Here is a 15,415-nt window from a genome sequence, read left to right as displayed (position 1 = left end):
GGGAACCGAGTAAAGCGTGAGTAAGTTGCATAGGTGAGGCTCCACGATCACGGAGCCTGATGGATGGTCCGCGTTCACGGGGGCCTGACGGATCAACAGCGACTTCGAGGTGCGCACCTTGGCTTTCCAGATGCCGGACCGCGGCGGAGGCCCGACGGGGCCACGGATGAGAGTGGGCCGACCCTCCAGGCGTGTCCGGACCCTGCTCATGACACTGGGCGTGCTGGCCGTGCTGGCCATGGCCTTCGTCATGTTCGCGGGGTTCTGGACGGACTGGCTCTGGTACCGGTCGGTCCACTACTCGTCCGTCTTCACGACGACCCTGTGGACCAAGATCGGACTCTTCTTCGTCTTCGGCCTGCTCATGGCCGCCGCGGTGGGGGTGAACATCTGGCTGGCCCACCGGCTGCGGCCGCCACTGAGCGCCATGTCGATGGAGCAGCAGAGCCTCGACCGCTACCGGATGGGCATCGCGCCCTACAAGAGGTGGCTGCTGTTCGGCATCACCGCCCTGGTGGGGCTGATCGCAGGCGCGTCCGCGTCCGGCCAGTGGCGCACCTGGCTGATGTGGGTGAACGGAGTCCCCTTCGACCAGAAGGACCCCCAGTTCCACCTCGACGTCTCCTTCTACGCCTTCGACCTGCCCTGGTACCGGTTCCTCCTCGGCTTCGGCTTCGCCGCCGCCGTGCTGTCGCTGATCGCCGCCGCGCTCACGCACTACCTCTACGGAGGGCTGCGGATCACCAGCCCGGGGGCGCGCGCCACGGCGGCGGCCACCGGCCACCTCTCGGTGCTCCTCGGGGTCTTCGTCGCGCTGAAGGCGGTCGCCTACTGGCTCGACCGGTACGGACTCGCCGTGAAGTCCAGCGACTTCAAGGCGACGGGGAACTGGACCGGCCTCAGGTACGTCGACGCCAACGCCTACCTGCCCGCCAAGACGATCCTCTTCTGCATCGCGGTCATCTGCGCACTGCTGTTCTTCGCCACCCTGTGGCGGCGCACCTGGCAGCTGCCCGTGATCGGCTTCGGCCTGATGGTGCTCTCCGCGATCCTCATCGGCGGCCTGTACCCGGCGATCGTCCAGAAGTTCCAGGTCCAGCCGAACGAGCAGGCCAAGGAAGCGCCGTACGTCGAGAAGAACCTGAAGGCGACGCGCGAGGCCTACGGCATCGACGGCACCAAGGTCTCGGAGTACGCGGGGACGAGCGACACCAAGGACAAGTCCAAGCTGCGCGACGACGCCGACTCCACGGCGAGCATCCGGATCATGGACCCGAACATCGTCTCCCCGACGTTCCAGCAGTTGCAGCAGATGAGGAACTACTACGCGTTCCCGACCAACCTGGACGTCGACCGCTACACCAAGGACGGCAAGGACCAGGACACGGTCATCGGGCTGCGTGAGCTGAACCTCAACGGCATCCCGAAGAACAACTGGATCAACGACCACTTCCGCTACACCCACGGCTACGGCGTGGTCGCCGCCAAGGGCACCACGGCGACCGCCGGCGGCCGGCCGGTCTTCACCGAGTCCGACCTCCCGTCCAAGGGCGACCTCGGGACGTACGAGCAGCGGGTCTACTACGGCGAGAAGACCACCCAGTACTCCATCGTCGGCGGTCCCCAGAAGGAGATCGACTACTCCGACGACAGCGGGGAGAAGACCACCAGCTACAAGGGCGGCAGCGGCGTCAGCCTCTCCAGCCCGGTCAACCGCGCCGCGTACGCGGTGGCGTTCGGTGAGCCGCAGATCCTCTACTCGGGCGCGATCGGCGAGGGTTCCCGGATCCTCTACAACCGCACCCCCAAGGACCGTGTCGAGGCCGTGGCGCCCTGGCTGACCATCGACGGCGACGCCTACCCGGCCGTGGTCGACGGCAGGATCCAGTGGATCGTCGACGCCTACACCACGACCAACGGCTATCCGTACGCCTCCCGCACCACCCTCGGCGACACGACGGCCGACTCGCTCACGGCGACCAACAACCAGCGCGCGGTGGTGGCCCAGCAGAACCAGGTCAACTACATCCGCAACTCGGTGAAGGCGACCGTCGACGCGTACACCGGTGACGTCAAGCTCTACCAGTGGGACACCAAGGACCCGGTCCTCAAGACCTGGATGAAGGCGTTCCCGCACACGGTGAAGTCGAAGAAGGACATCTCGCCCTCGCTGATGGCCCATCTCCGGTACCCGCAGGACCTGTTCAAGGTCCAGCGCGAACTGCTCACCCGCTACCACGTGAAGGACGCCCAGACGTTCCTCAGCGGCAGCGAGGTGTGGCAGGTCCCCGACGACCCGAGCAACAAGTCGGGCAACGCGGTGCCGCCGTACTACCTGAGCATGAAGATGCCCGACCAGCAGGCGCAGGCGTTCTCGCTGACGACGACGTTCACGCCGAACGGCCGGGACAACCTGAGCGCCTTCATGTCGGTCAACGCCGAAGCGGGCACCGGCGACTACGGCAAGATCAGAATCCTGAAACTGCCGACGAGCGAACCCGTCGACGGACCCAAACAGGTCCAGAGCCAGTTCAACTCCGAACAGACCATCGCCGAGTCCATCAGGCTCCTCAGCGGCGGTGCCTCGGAGGTCGAGTACGGCAATCTGCTGACGATTCCGCTCGACGGAGGACTGCTCTACGTGGAGCCCGTCTACGTACGGGGTGGTGGACTCAAGTACCCGCTGCTGCGCAAGGTGCTGGTGACCTACGGAGGCAACACCGCCTTCGAGGACACGCTCGACCAGGCCCTCAACAAGGTGTTCGGGGCGGACGTCACGACCACCCCACCGGGCGACACGGGCACCACGAAGCCACCCACGTCGAGCAACCCCACCGTCCAGCAGGCGCTCGAAGACGCCCAGAAGGCCTTCACACAGGGCCAGGAAGCCCTCAAGAAGGGTGACTGGACGGCGTACGGCCAGGCGCAGAAGGACCTCCAGGACGCTCTGAAGCGGGCCGAGGACGCCCAGGCCGCGGCCGGCAAGCCCGGAGGCAGCGGCGGCAGCAAGAGCGGCGACAAGGGCAGCGACAAGAACAGCAGCCCGAGCGACAGCCCGAGCGGCACTCCCAGTGACGACGGGAGCTCCGGAAGCAGCTGAACGGAGTCCCCTCCGCGCCGTGGTACGGTTGCAACACAACGGCGCGGGGTGGAGCAGCTCGGTAGCTCGCTGGGCTCATAACCCAGAGGTCGCAGGTTCAAATCCTGTCCCCGCTACTGAAAGGCGAAGGCCCGGATCCTCAAGGATCCGGGCCTTCGCCGTGTGTGGTTCCGCCCGGCGGGCCCGTGGGCGTCGCCGCGCCTGCCCGGGGCACCCGTGTGCGCCCCGTACCGCCGGTACGCGGGTGCGCACCGGCGCCGGCCGGCGACACGCGCGAAGGCTGCGCCATCCGTGGGGAGTTGGCGATTCTGTGTTTCACTTGTCTCTCTGTGGGCATGTCGACAAAACGCTGAAGTGACCTCACTGACTGCGGTATACCAGGTGTGGCCAGGTTGCAGGTGGTGCGACGATGGACGTTATGGGGGACAAGGCAACTCTGTTGGAGACAGGGCGTTTTGTGCAGCCTTCGGACCGGGACGAAACCGGCGAGGCCGCCGAGGAGGCACGTCAGCGGCTCGCCGCCGAATCCGGCGACGTCGAGGCGATGAGCGTCCTCGGAGCGATGCTGCTGCGCCGTGGCGATCTCGACGCGGCCGAACCCCAGCTGCGCGCCGCCACCGCCGCGGGTGACCGTGCCGCCGCCAACAACCTGGGTGTCCTTCTGCACCAGCGCGGATACACCGACGACGCCGCGGGATGGTGGCGGATCGCCGCCGTCGCGGGGTCCGCGGCCGCCGCGCACGCCCTCGGCCGCTACCACCGCGAGCGGGGCGACGAGCCCGCCGCCGAGTACTGGCTGCGCCAGTCCGCCGAGCAGGGTCACGCCCTCGGGGCGTACGCGCTCGCCGACCTCCTGGAGCACCGCGGCGACGTCGGAGCCGACCAGTGGATGCGGGCGGCCGCCGAGCGCGGGCACCGTGAGGCCGCGTACCGGCTGGCGCGCACGCTCGACCGCAAGGCCGCCGACGCGGGCGAGAGGGGCTCCGACAACGGTGTCAGCGGCGTGATGGGCGTCATCGGGGCCGCGGGCGAAGAGGCCGAGCAGTGGTACCGGCAGGCCGCCGCGCGCGGACACCGACGGGCCGCCCTGCACCTCGGGGCCATCCTGGAGAAGCGCGGCGAGCTCAAGGAAGCCGGCCGCTGGTACCTGACATCCGCCAAGGACGGCGAGGCGCGGGCCGCCTGCGCGCTCGGATTCCTGCTGCGGGACGCCGGTGACACCGAGAGCGCCGCGGTGTGGTGGCTGCGCGCCGCGCAGGAGGGCGACGGCAACGCCGCGAACGCGCTCGGCGCGCTGCACGCCGAGCGGGGCGAGACCCAGACCGCCGAGCGCTGGTACCGGGCCGCGATGGACGCCGGCGACACCAACGGCGCCTACAACCTCGCGCTGCTCTGCGCCGAACAGGGACGGACCGCGCAGGCCGAGCAGTGGTACCGGCAGGCGGCGTACGCCGGACACCGGGAGGCGGCCAACGCCCTGGCCGTCCTGCTGCTCCAGGTCGGGGACGCGGCCGGCGCCGAGCCGTGGTTCTCCAAGGCAGCGGAGGCGGGCAGCGTCGACGCCGCGTTCAACCTCGGGATCCTGCACGCCGGACGGGGCACCGCGGCCGACGACGCCGCGGCCCTGCGGTGGTACGAGCGTGCCGCCGCCGACGGACACACCGAGGCGGCGCTCCAGGTCGGCATCGCGCGGCTGCGGGACGGGGACGAGGGGTCCGCGGAGCGGCATCTGCGCCGCGCGGCGGGCGGCGGCAGCGCGGAGGCCGCGTACCGGCTGGCCTCGGTGCTCGACGCGCGGCGGCCACCCGCGCCCGCGCACGAGCTGGGGGAGCCCACGCACGAGAAGAGCGAGTGCGAGGAGTGGTACGAGCGGGCGGCGTCCCAGGGGCACCGGCGGGCGCAGGTGCGGGTGGGCATGCTCGCGGCGGCGCGCGGGGACGTGGTCGACGCGGCACGGTGGTACCGCGAGGCCGCGGAGGCCGGGTCGCGGAACGGGGCGTTCAACCTCGGGCTGCTGCTCGCCCGTGAGGGGAGCGAGCCGGAGGCCGCGCTGTGGTGGGCCCGGGCGGCGGACGCGGGGCACGGGCGGGCGGCCCTGCGGCTCGCCCTGGTGTGCGCGCGGCGCGGGGAACTGGCCGAGGGGCAGCGGTGGGCGGACCGGGCGGTTTCGCTGGGGCCGGCGGAGGTGTCCGAGCGGGCGGCACGGTTGCGGGACGCGTTGCGGGAGGAGTTGTCCGCCTGAACGGTTGCCGTCCCGGCGGGGGCAGGGGGCATCGTTCCTTGGTTTCCGGCCGTTCCAGGGGGTGCCGCTCGCGGGCTGCCGCCGTTCCTGGAGGCTCTGCCCCCAGACCCCCGTCCGGCCTGGACGGCCTCGTCCTCGAGCGCCGGACGGGCTGATGGTGCGGGCCCGGGTCGCGGGTGCCAGGGTCTCCTGGGGAGGCCGGCCCGTACTGGAGGGCGCTGGGTCCGGGGACGGCGGCCGTGCTGGATGGTGCGGGCCAGTGCTGAGTCGAAGGGTGTCGGGGACCGCTGGAGGCACCGGTCCCCGCCTGGTGAAAAAGCGATTTGCGCTGGTCCACCCAGGTGACGTAACGTTCAGTTCAACGACGCGGGGTGGAGCAGCTCGGTAGCTCGCTGGGCTCATAACCCAGAGGTCGCAGGTTCAAATCCTGTCCCCGCTACTCAAGACCCAGGGCCCCGGATCTTCTGATCCGGGGCCCTGGGTGTTTTCCGTTCCGGGGGTTCCCGTCCTGAGTGTCTCCAGGGCGCTCGGCCGTGAAAAAGCCCCGCACACCCTCTCTTGGGTGGCGGGGCTTCCTCGGAGCGTGGCGTGCGGTGGTCAGGCCGCCGCGCAGTTCGGGCACACGCCGCGGTACGTCACCTCGACACCCGAGACCGCGAAGCCGAAGCGCTCCGAATCCGGAAGGTCCGCCAGCGGGTTGCCGCCCGGATGGACGTCGCGGATCGCGCCGCACCGGGCGCAGACCAGGTGGTGGTGCGGACGGTGCGCGTTCGGGTCGTAGCGCTTCGCGCGCTTGTCCGTGGCGACTTCCAGCACCTCGCCGAGCGAGACCAGCTCACCCAGCGTGTTGTAGACGGTCGCCCGGGAGATCTCCGGCAGCTTGGCGACGGCCCGCGCGTGCACCTCGTCAGCCGTCAGGTGGACGTGGTCGCCGTCGAGCACCTCGGCCACGACGCGCCGCTGTGCGGTCATGCGCCAGCCGCGTCCGCGCAGTCGTTCCAACAGGTCGCTCATGTGAACCAGCCTAACAGCAGGAGGGACCAGATCCCGAACGAGTGTGAGTTTGGAGGGCAGCTTGACTTAGACATTGTCCATTGTAGGATCGAACTCGATGCTGGCCAGGGAACAGGTCTGGCCAGGAACGACGCAGGAGGCGCACGTGACGCAGGGACCGCTTACGACGGAGGCCGGCGCGCCGGTGGCCGACAACCAGAACAGCGAGACCGCGGGCGTCGGCGGCCCTGTGCTCGTCCAGGACCAGCTGCTGCTGGAGAAGCTCGCCCACTTCAACCGTGAGCGCATCCCGGAGCGCGTCGTGCACGCCCGTGGCGCCGCCGCGTACGGCACCTTCACGCTCACCCGTGACGTGTCGCGGTGGACGCGCGCGAAGTTCCTCTCCGAGGTCGGCAAGCAGACCGAGACCTTCCTGCGGTTCTCGACGGTGGCCGGGAACCTCGGCTCCGCGGACGCGGTCCGTGACCCCCGCGGCTTCGCGCTGAAGTTCTACACCGAAGAGGGCAACTACGACCTCGTCGGCAACAACACCCCGGTGTTCTTCATCAAGGACGCCATCAAGTTCCCCGACTTCATCCACACGCAGAAGCGCGACCCGTACACCGGTTCGCAGGAGGCCGACAACGTGTGGGACTTCTGGGGACTGTCCCCCGAGTCCACCCACCAGGTGACCTGGCTCTTCGGTGACCGCGGCATCCCGGCCTCCTACCGCCACCTGAACGGGTACGGCTCGCACACGTACCAGTGGAACAACGAGGCCGGCGAGGTCTTCTGGGTCAAGTACCACTTCAAGACCGACCAGGGCATCAAGAACCTGACCACCGAGGAGGCCGTCCGGCTCTCCGGTGTGGACCCCGACTCCCACCAGCGCGACCTGCGCGAGGCCATCGAGCGCGGCGACTTCCCGTCCTGGACCGTGCAGATCCAGGTCATGCCGGCGGACGAGGCGGCGGAGTACCGCTTCAACCCGTTCGACCTCACCAAGGTGTGGCCGCACGAGGACTACCCGCCGATCGAGATCGGCAGGCTGGAACTCAACCGCAACCCGGAGAACGTCTTCGCCGAGGTCGAGCAGTCGATCTTCTCGCCCGCGCACTTCGTGCCGGGCATCGGTCCCTCGCCCGACAAAATGCTCCAGGGGCGCCTCTTCGCCTACGGTGACGCGCACCGCTACCGCGTCGGCGTCAACGCCGACCACCTGCCGGTGAACCGCCCGCGCGCCACCGAGGCCCGGACCCACTCCCGCGACGGCTCGTTGTACGACGGCCGGCACGGGGCCACCAAGAACTACGAGCCCAACAGCTTCGGCGGCCCGGCGCAGACGGACCGGCCGCTGTGGCGGCCGACCGCCGGGTTCACGGCGGGCACCGGCAACCACGAGGCCCCGGTCCATGCCGAGGACGACGACTTCGTACAGGCCGGTGACCTCTACCGGCTGATGTCCGAGGACGAGCGGGCCCGGCTGATCGAGAACCTGGCGGGCTTCATCGCCAAGGTCTCCCGTGACGGGATCGCCGAGCGCGCGATCGCCAACTTCCGTCAGGCCGACGGAGACTTCGGCAAGCGGCTGGAGGCCGCGGTCCAGGCCCTGCGCGGCTGATCACCAGCACTGGACCGCTTGCCGTCGACGGCGGGCCGGACCTCCTCGGACCGAGGGGGCCCGGCCCGTCGGCGTGGGCGCGGGACCCGCTCAGGCCGGTACGCGCTGCCGGGCGGGTGCCCAGCAGCGGATGATGTCGCGCACCGAGACGATGCCGACGGGGCCGCTGCCGTCGAGCACGATCAGATGGCGGAAACCGCCGTGCGACATCGCAGCCGCGGCCTCCTCCAGGGTCCAGACGGGGGCGGCGAAGACGACCTCGGTGGTGGTGTGGGTGTCGGCGGTCTCGGCGTCGGGGTCCTGACCGAGGGCGAGCGAGTTGAGGATGTCACGCTCGGTGAGGATGCCGAGGCCGCCGGCGTCCTCGTCGAGGACGACAGCCGCGCCGACGCGGCGTGCGGACATCAGACGGGCCGCCTGGCGGAGGGTGTGTGCCGGGCCGATGGTGAGGACCACCGTGCTCATGGCGTCGCGGACGAGCATGGAAGGAGCCACCTCCTACGAATCCGTCGACCTTGCGAGCGGATTCACAAGTTCACAAGTGGGGGGACTCTCAGAGTCGCAGTTAAAGGGACGGTCAACAAGGGGGCGCGTGCCGTGAGATCGGGGGCGCCCAGGGGTTACTCAGAAACCCCAGGTCACCCCGAGGTGCCCAGGAATCCCGTTCGGCAAGGCCGGTCCGGGTGGCGCGGCCGTGCCCGCCTCAGTAGCGCTGGTTCAGGTACCCCAGCATCTCGTCGTGGAGGATGCCGTTCGAGGCGGCCGCGTTGCCGCTGTGCGGGCCCGGACGGCCGTCGAGCCCGGTGAAGGAGCCGCCCGCCTCGGTCACCACGATCGCGTTCGCCGCCATGTCCCAGAGGGAGAGCTCCGGCTCGGCGCAGATGTCCACCGAGCCCTCCGCGACCATCATGTACGGCCAGAAGTCGCCGTATCCGCGGGTGCGCCAGACGGCCTTCGTCAGGTCCAGGAAGCCGTCCAGGCGGCCCTGGTCCTCCCAGCCGGACAGCGAGGAGTACGCGAAGGAGGCGTCGGCCATCCGGGAGACCTGGGAGACGTGCAGGCGCGAGGCCGAGGAGAGGCTGCGGCCGGTGAACGCGCCGTGGCCCTTCGCCGCCCACCAGCGACGGCCGAGCGCGGGCGCGGAGACGACCCCGACGACCGGCTGGTAACCGCCCTCGGCCGCCTCCATCAGGGAGATCAGCGTGGCCCAGACGGGGACGCCCCGGACGTAGTTCTTGGTGCCGTCGATCGGGTCGATCACCCAGCGGCGCGGGCCCGTGCCCTCGATGCCGTACTCCTCGCCGAGGACCGCGTCGCGCGGCCGTGCCCGCTGGAGATGACCGCGGATGAGTTCCTCGGCGGCCTTGTCCGCCTCGCTCACCGGCGTCATGTCCGGCTTGGTCTCGACCTTCAGGTCGAGCGCCTTGAACCGGTCCATCGTCGCGGCGTCGGCGGCGTCCGCCAGGACATGGGCCAGGCGCAGGTCATCGCGGTAGTCGGGCATGACTGCACCGTATATGGGTCCCTCGGGCCACAGCCATATGGCCCGGGGAACAATCGGGGTCGTACGCGGTGACGGTCGCCGCGGTGGCGGTGACCGCGGCGACGGGTGATCGTCACGCGGAAGATCGAGCGGCCGGGTGATCGCGGCGACGGGCGATCGCGGACGGGCGGTCGTCGGGGCCGGGTGACCCGGGCCGCCGCGCCGTCGGATGATCATCGCGGCGCGCGACGGTCCGCGTACGCCCCTCGGCGCCGCCGCAAACCCTTGACAGTGCCCGTGCACGCGTCAAATCTGAGCTGCAGTGCCGCCCGCTCGCCCCAGGGAGGCGAATGATGCCTGCAGCGCGGGAATCCCTTCTGGACGCCGCTCACACGGCGCTCGCCCGTCGGCCGTGGTCCACGGTGCGGATGGTCGACGTCGCGGCCGTGGCCGGAGTGTCCCGGCAGACGCTCTACAACGAGTTCGGCAGCAAGGAAGGGCTCGCGCGAGCGCTCGTGCGGCGGGAGGCCGACGGCTATCTCGCCGGCGTCGAACGCGCGCTGGCCGCGCACGCGGACGCGCGCGAGCGGCTGGTCGCGACCGCCGAGTGGACCACGTCGGCGGCACGCGGCAATGCGCTGGTACGGGCCATGCTCACCGGCTGCTGGAGCGAGCGGCTGCCCTCGCCGACGCTCTCGGCGGTGCCGTCCTCGTCCGCGGTGCCCGCGCAACGGCGGGCGGACGGTCCGCTGCCCTCGCCGGCCGACTTCGTGGCCCTCGTCAGGGACCGGGCCGTCGCGGCGCTCGCCGGCCCCGGCACCACCCGGGCCGACGCCGTCGAACTGGCCGGGTCCTGCGAGCTGGTGACGCGGTTGGCGCTGTCGTGCGTGGCGGCTCCGCCGGGAGAGGGCGGGGTGACGGACCTGGTGCGCGGCGCGCTGCCCCGGCAATGGCGGTGACACACCATCACGGGTCGCCGGGCCGGCGGCCGGTGGCCGGAGAAGGGTGACGCGTGCCCGGCGCCGCCGCCGGGCGGCTCAGTGGGCGGAGCCCGAGAGCTGGAGGCCGATGACGCCCATGATGACGAAGCTGATCGAGACGATCTTCAGGGTGGACACCAGGTCGCCGAGGAAGACCATCCCGTAGATCGCCGTGCCCGCCGCGCCGATACCCGTCCACACCGCGTACGCCGGGCCGACGTCGAGTTTCTTGAGGGAGAGGGTCAGCAGGCCGAAGCTGCCCAGCGCGAAGGTGGCGAAGGCGACCGTCGGCCAGAGCCTGGTGAAGCCGTGCGAGAGCTTCAGACAGACGGCGAAACCGGTTTCGAGCACTCCTGCCACAACGACCAGCAGCCACGCCATGTCTTGTTCCTCCCGCGTCCGCACGTCGACTGCTCCGTCTGGCTCGGATCAGGCCAGCGGTCCCCGAGGGCGCTGGGTGCGATTATGCATTTACCGGGCTGCCGCGGACGCAAACAACGCGGAGGTCACGAAGGGAACCTCGATCGCCTCGCGCAAGGGGACACGCGTGGGCGTACCGGGATCAGTCGCCCTCCGTGCGTTCGCGCGTCGCCAGCAGTCGCCGCAGCGAGTAGAGACGGGCCGGGTCCGCGTGACCGTCGGCCACCCACTGGTCCAGGGCGCAGTCCGGTTCGTCGTGACTGCACGCCCGCGGACAGCCCTCGGTGCCGGGTTCGAGGTCGGGGAAGGCGTGGATGACCCGCGACGGGTCCACGTGGTGCAGGCCGAAGGAACGGACGCCGGGGGTGTCGATGACCCAGCCCTCGCTGCCCGGCAACGGGATCGCGCGCGCCGAGGTCGTGGTGTGCCGGCCGCGGCCCGTGACCGCGTTGACATGACCGGTGCTGCGCCGCCGCTCCAGCGAGACCAGGGCGTTGACCAGGGTCGTCTTGCCGACGCCGGAGTGCCCGACGAACGCCGTGATCTTGCCGTCGAGTTGCTTGCGCACCCGCTCCACCGCCGTGCCGGTCTCCAGCTCCTCACGGCTGGTCACGACGTAGGGCACGCCCAACGCCCCGTACATCTCCAGGAGTTCGTCGGGCGGGGCGAGGTCGGACTTGGTCAGCACCAGCAGCGGCTCCAGCCCGCCGTCGTACGCCGCGACCAGACAGCGGTCGATCAGCCGCGGGCGCGGCTCGGGGTCGGCGAGGGCCGTGACGATGGCGAGCTGGTCGGCGTTGGCGACCACCACGCGCTCGTAGGGATCGTCGTCGTCGGCCGTCCGGCGCAGCACCGAGGACCGCGGTTCGATCCGGACGATGCGGGCGAGGGTGTCCTTCGCGCCGGACAGGTCGCCGACGAGGGCGACGCGGTCACCGACGATCGCCGCCTTGCGGCCCAGTTCCCGGGCCTTCATCGCCATGACCGTACGGTCCTCGACGAGGCAGGTCAGGCGGCCCCGGTCGACGGTGAGGACCATGCCCTCCGCCGCGTCCTCGTGCTTGGGGCGGATGTTCGTACGCGGCCGGTTGCCCTTGCGGTTCGGGCGGCTGCGGATGTCGTCCTCGTCGGTGTGCTTGCTGTAGCGGCGCATGATCCCGGTCCGCCCGTCAGTTCCCGAGCGATCCGGGGTTCCCGAGCATTCCGGTCCACAGGTCGGGGAAGTCCGGCAGCGTCTTCGCCGTGGTCGCCACGTTCTCGATCTGCACGCCCTCCACCGCGAGTCCGATGATCGCCCCGGCGGTGGCCATGCGGTGGTCGTCGTAGGTGTGGAAGACGCCGCCGTGCAGCCTGCGCGGGCGGATGTGCAGCCCGTCGGCGGTCTCGGTGACGTCGCCGCCGAGTTCGTTGATCTCCTTGGTGAGCGCGGCCAGCCGGTCCGTCTCGTGCAGCCGCAGGTGGGACACGCCGCGCAGGGTGGAGGGGGAGTCCGCGAGCGCGGCGACGGCGGCGATGCCCGGGGTCAGCTCGCCGACCTCGCCCAGGTCCACATCGATCCCGTGGATCGCACCCGAACCGGTGAACTCCAGTCCCCGGTCGGTCAGTTCGCAGGAGCCACCCATCTCGGTGAAGATCTCCCGCAGCCGGTCACCGGGCTGGGTGGTGCGCGCCGGCCAGTCGGGTACGACGACGGTGCCGCCCGTCACCAGGGCCGCCGCGAGGAACGGCTGCGCGTTGGACAGATCCGGCTCGATGATCAGGTCCCGGCCGAGCAGCGCGCCCGGGGTGACGCGCCAGACGTTGGGCTCGCCGCCCGACTCCGGGGTGTCCACCTGGGCGCCGACCGCGCGCAGCATGTCGACCGTCATCCGGATGTGCGGCATGGAGGGGAGCGTCGAGCCGATGTGACGGACCTCGACACCCTGGTTGAAACGGGGTCCTGAGAGCAGCAGGGCCGAGACGAACTGCGACGAGGAGGACGCGTCGATCTCCACCGGGCCGCCGTCCAGGGCGCCCCCGCCGTGCACCGTCAGCGGCAGCGCGCCGCGGCCCTCGTCGTCGATCCGGGCGCCGAGCAGGCGCAGCGCGTCGATCACACCGTTCAGCGGGCGCTCGTAGGACCGCGCGTCGCCGTCGAAGCGGATGGGGCCGTCGGCGAGCGCGGCCACCGGAGGCAGGAAGCGCATCACGGTGCCGGCGTTGCCGACGTCCACGGTGGCGGGGCCCCGCAAGCCCGAGGGGATGATCCGCCAGGCCTCGCCGGAGGCGTCCGGGCCCGCCGCGACGGTGGAGCTGGACGCCACCGTCTCCTCGACACCGACCCCCATCGCGCGCAGCGCGCCCGCCATCAGCAGGGTGTCGCGCGAGCGCAGCGGGCGGCGCAGCCAGCCCGGCTCCGAGGCGAGCGCGGCGAGGACGAGAGCGCGGTTGGTGACCGACTTCGACCCGGGCACGTGGACCGTCGCGTCGACGGCTCCGCTCGCGTGCGGGGCGGGCCAGAGGGCGGTGTGGGCGGGGTTCGCGGTCATGGGCCCCACTTTAGTGGCTGGGGGCGGGCGGAGATCTTGATCAAAAGTGGCGGAACCTGAACGAAAACGCTCCGCTGGGTGGGGGAGGGTGAGAGGAGGTCAGGGGGCGGGGGGCAAGGGGTCAGGGGAGTGAGGGTGTGGGTGAGGGAGGCAGGGGGTGGGTGCGGGAGGCAGGGGGTGCGTGCGGGGGAGGTGTCGGGTGCGGGTGGGTGGGGGCTGGGCGCGCAGTTCCCCGCGCCCCCCGCGCCCCTTTCGGGGCGTGTGTGTGAGGTCGGGCGTGCAGTGGCCCGGGTCGGTTTCGGGGCGTCCGTGGGGTCGGGCGTGCGGTAGCCCGGGTCGGGTTCGGGGCGTATGTGGGGACCGGCGGGCGATAGCCCGGGTCGGGTTCGGGGCGTCCCGAAACCGTCACGGGCCACGTCGCTTCGACCCCACGGACAGACGTCCCGGCGGGGTCAGAGTGGTAGGAGCCAGTGGGCGCCGGCCAGTAGGGAGCACAGGGACACCGCGTGGAAGAGGAAGAGCCAGACGCCGGCCGGTACGTGGGTGAGGCGGGCGAGCTGGTCGGCGTCCGAGTCGCGGGCGCCACCGCGGCGGCGCTTGGCCTGGAGCTCGAAGCCCGGCCGGACACCGCCGAGCAGCAGGAACCACACCACGGCGTACGCGAACGCCGCCTGCACCTGCGGCCCGGCGAGCCAGGACACCATCAGGAACAGACCACCGGTGAGGACCACGGTCAGCACGCCGTACGCGTTGCGGATCATCACCAGCATCGCGACCAGCAGCGCCGTGGCCAGCCACAGCAGCAGGGTGATGCGGCCCGCGCCGAGCAGCGCGGCGCCGCCGAGACCGAGCAGCGGAGGGGCGGTGTAGCCCGCGGCGGCGGTGAGGATCATGCCGGGGCCGGTGGGCTTGCCGCGGCTGACGGTGAGGCCGCTGGTGTCGGAGTGCAGCCTGATCCCACTGAGGCTGCGCCCGGTGAGCAGCGCGACGAGCCCGTGGCCGCCCTCGTGCGCGATGGTGATGGTGTTGCGGGCGACGCGCCAGACGCCGTGCGGGACGATCACGGCGAGGGCCGCGACCAGGGTGGCTATCACCACCCACAGATCGGGGTCCGGCTGGGTCCCGGAGACCTGGTCCCAGAGCGAGGCCAGCGAGGTGGATGCGGTGCTGTCCATTGTCTGCGGTGGCTCCCTCAGGTGTCGCGGAATCTGGCAGTGTTGCACGTATGTGCGGACGGTATGCAGCCAGTCGTGGGCCCGAGGATCTCGCAGGAGTCTTTGAGATCGAGAAGTGGGACTCGGAGGAGGCCCTGGCGCCCGACTACAACGTGGCCCCGACGAAGGAGGTCTACGCCGTCCTGGACCGCCCTCTGAAGGACGCGGACAGCCCGAGACCGGTTCGCCAGCTGCGCCGGCTGAAGTGGGGACTCGTCCCGTCCTGGGCCAAGACGCCGGAGGGCGGCGCCCGGATGATCAACGCGCGGGCGGAGACCGTGCACGAGAAGCCCTCGTACCGCCGCGCCTTCGCCACCCGGCGCTGCATCGTGCCCGCCGACGGCTACTACGAGTGGGTCACCGGAGCCGCCGAACGCGATCTGGAGGTCGAGGGCAGGAAGAAGCGGCCGCGCAAGCAGCCGTACTTCGTGCTCCCCGCCGACGGCTCGGTCTTCGCGATGGCCGGTCTGTACGAGTTCTGGCGGGACCGTACGCTCCCCGACGAGCACCCGCTGGCCTGGTGGGCGACCTGCTCCGTCATCACCACGGAGGCCGAGACGACGCCCCTCGCGGCGGCCCCGGCCGAGGGCCCGCGGACCCTGGCCGACATCCACCCCCGGATGCCGCTGATGCTCACCCCGGACCGCTGGGACGCCTGGCTCGACCCGGCCCGCACCGACGCCGACGAACTGCGCACGCTGCTCACCCCGCCGCCCACCGGTCTGATGCGCGCCTACCCCGTGTCCACCGCCGTCAGCAGCGTCCGCAACAACGGCCCGGAGCTGCTGAAGGAGCTGGAGGGGCCCGAAGAGGGCACACTCTTCTGACGTGACG

The 15,415-nt window shown here is 71.0% G+C and carries 12 protein-coding genes and 2 tRNA genes; 7 read left to right on the top strand and 7 right to left on the bottom strand.

From position 1 onward, the window contains the following. Window positions 1–130 precede the first annotated feature (130 nt). From ACFV2J_RS17625 to ACFV2J_RS17610, 4 genes are all read left to right on the top strand, one after another. The gene (locus ACFV2J_RS17625) at window positions 131–3,100 is read left to right on the top strand and encodes a UPF0182 family protein (RefSeq protein ID WP_385090513.1); all 2,970 of its coding nucleotides are present in this window, start codon (window positions 131–133) and stop codon (window positions 3,098–3,100) included. Window positions 3,101–3,142: 42 nt separating this feature from the next. Then, window positions 3,143–3,216 (top strand) — tRNA-Met (locus tag ACFV2J_RS17620). Between the two features lie 293 nt (window positions 3,217–3,509). Then, window positions 3,510–5,342 (top strand): sel1 repeat family protein, encoded by a 1,833-nt coding sequence (locus tag ACFV2J_RS17615; protein WP_385091758.1) that lies wholly within the window; start codon window positions 3,510–3,512, stop codon window positions 5,340–5,342. A gap of 365 nt (window positions 5,343–5,707) precedes the next feature. Beyond that, window positions 5,708–5,781 (top strand) — tRNA-Met (locus tag ACFV2J_RS17610). A gap of 158 nt (window positions 5,782–5,939) precedes the next feature. On the opposite strand, the gene ACFV2J_RS17605 is transcribed toward ACFV2J_RS17610, so the two are convergent. Beyond that, entirely contained in the window at window positions 5,940–6,356 is a 417-nt protein-coding gene (locus ACFV2J_RS17605) for a Fur family transcriptional regulator (protein WP_385091761.1), read from the bottom strand. Between the two features lie 97 nt (window positions 6,357–6,453). On the opposite strand from ACFV2J_RS17605, the gene ACFV2J_RS17600 reads away from it, so the two are divergent. Beyond that, window positions 6,454–7,956, top strand: coding sequence for a catalase (locus ACFV2J_RS17600; protein WP_385439467.1), 1,503 nt, complete (start codon window positions 6,454–6,456; stop codon window positions 7,954–7,956). Between the two features lie 90 nt (window positions 7,957–8,046). On the opposite strand, the gene ACFV2J_RS17595 is transcribed toward ACFV2J_RS17600, so the two are convergent. Together ACFV2J_RS17595 and hisN are read right to left on the bottom strand one after the other, a co-directional pair. Next, on the bottom strand, window positions 8,047–8,439 hold the full coding sequence (locus ACFV2J_RS17595) for a cyclic nucleotide-binding/CBS domain-containing protein (RefSeq protein WP_148010373.1): 393 nt from the start codon (window positions 8,437–8,439) through the stop codon (window positions 8,047–8,049). A 220-nt stretch (window positions 8,440–8,659) separates the two neighbouring features. Continuing rightward, window positions 8,660–9,460, bottom strand: coding sequence for a histidinol-phosphatase (gene hisN / locus ACFV2J_RS17590; RefSeq protein ID WP_385091765.1), 801 nt, complete (start codon window positions 9,458–9,460; stop codon window positions 8,660–8,662). Window positions 9,461–9,789: 329 nt separating this feature from the next. On the opposite strand from hisN, the gene ACFV2J_RS17585 reads away from it, so the two are divergent. Further along, window positions 9,790–10,398, top strand: a complete 609-nt coding sequence (locus ACFV2J_RS17585) for a TetR/AcrR family transcriptional regulator (RefSeq protein ID WP_359490147.1) — start codon at window positions 9,790–9,792, stop codon at window positions 10,396–10,398. 78 nt (window positions 10,399–10,476) lie between these two features. On the opposite strand, the gene ACFV2J_RS17580 is transcribed toward ACFV2J_RS17585, so the two are convergent. From ACFV2J_RS17580 to ACFV2J_RS17565, 4 genes are all read right to left on the bottom strand, one after another. Next, a complete protein-coding gene (locus tag ACFV2J_RS17580; protein WP_385091768.1) occupies window positions 10,477–10,800 on the bottom strand; it encodes a DMT family transporter in 324 nt (107 codons plus the stop codon). A 181-nt stretch (window positions 10,801–10,981) separates the two neighbouring features. After that, entirely contained in the window at window positions 10,982–11,992 is a 1,011-nt protein-coding gene (rsgA, locus tag ACFV2J_RS17575) for a ribosome small subunit-dependent GTPase A (RefSeq protein WP_385091771.1), read from the bottom strand. A 16-nt stretch (window positions 11,993–12,008) separates the two neighbouring features. Then, window positions 12,009–13,367, bottom strand: a complete 1,359-nt coding sequence (gene aroA, locus ACFV2J_RS17570) for a 3-phosphoshikimate 1-carboxyvinyltransferase (RefSeq protein WP_385091774.1) — start codon at window positions 13,365–13,367, stop codon at window positions 12,009–12,011. Between the two features lie 452 nt (window positions 13,368–13,819). Then, on the bottom strand, window positions 13,820–14,542 hold the full coding sequence (locus ACFV2J_RS17565) for a M50 family metallopeptidase (protein WP_385093110.1): 723 nt from the start codon (window positions 14,540–14,542) through the stop codon (window positions 13,820–13,822). Window positions 14,543–14,592: 50 nt separating this feature from the next. Here ACFV2J_RS17565 and ACFV2J_RS17560 point away from each other — a divergent pair, with 50 nt between their 5' ends. Beyond that, window positions 14,593–15,408 carry an SOS response-associated peptidase gene (locus ACFV2J_RS17560; protein ID WP_385093108.1) on the top strand — a complete coding sequence of 272 codons (816 nt, stop codon included), beginning with the start codon at window positions 14,593–14,595 and terminating at the stop codon, window positions 15,406–15,408. Window positions 15,409–15,415 lie beyond the last annotated feature (7 nt).

Source organism: Streptomyces sp. NPDC059668, assembly GCF_042734135.1.
GTDB lineage: Bacteria > Actinomycetota > Actinomycetes > Streptomycetales > Streptomycetaceae > Streptomyces.
This window is presented reverse-complemented; position numbering and strand designations above follow the sequence as displayed.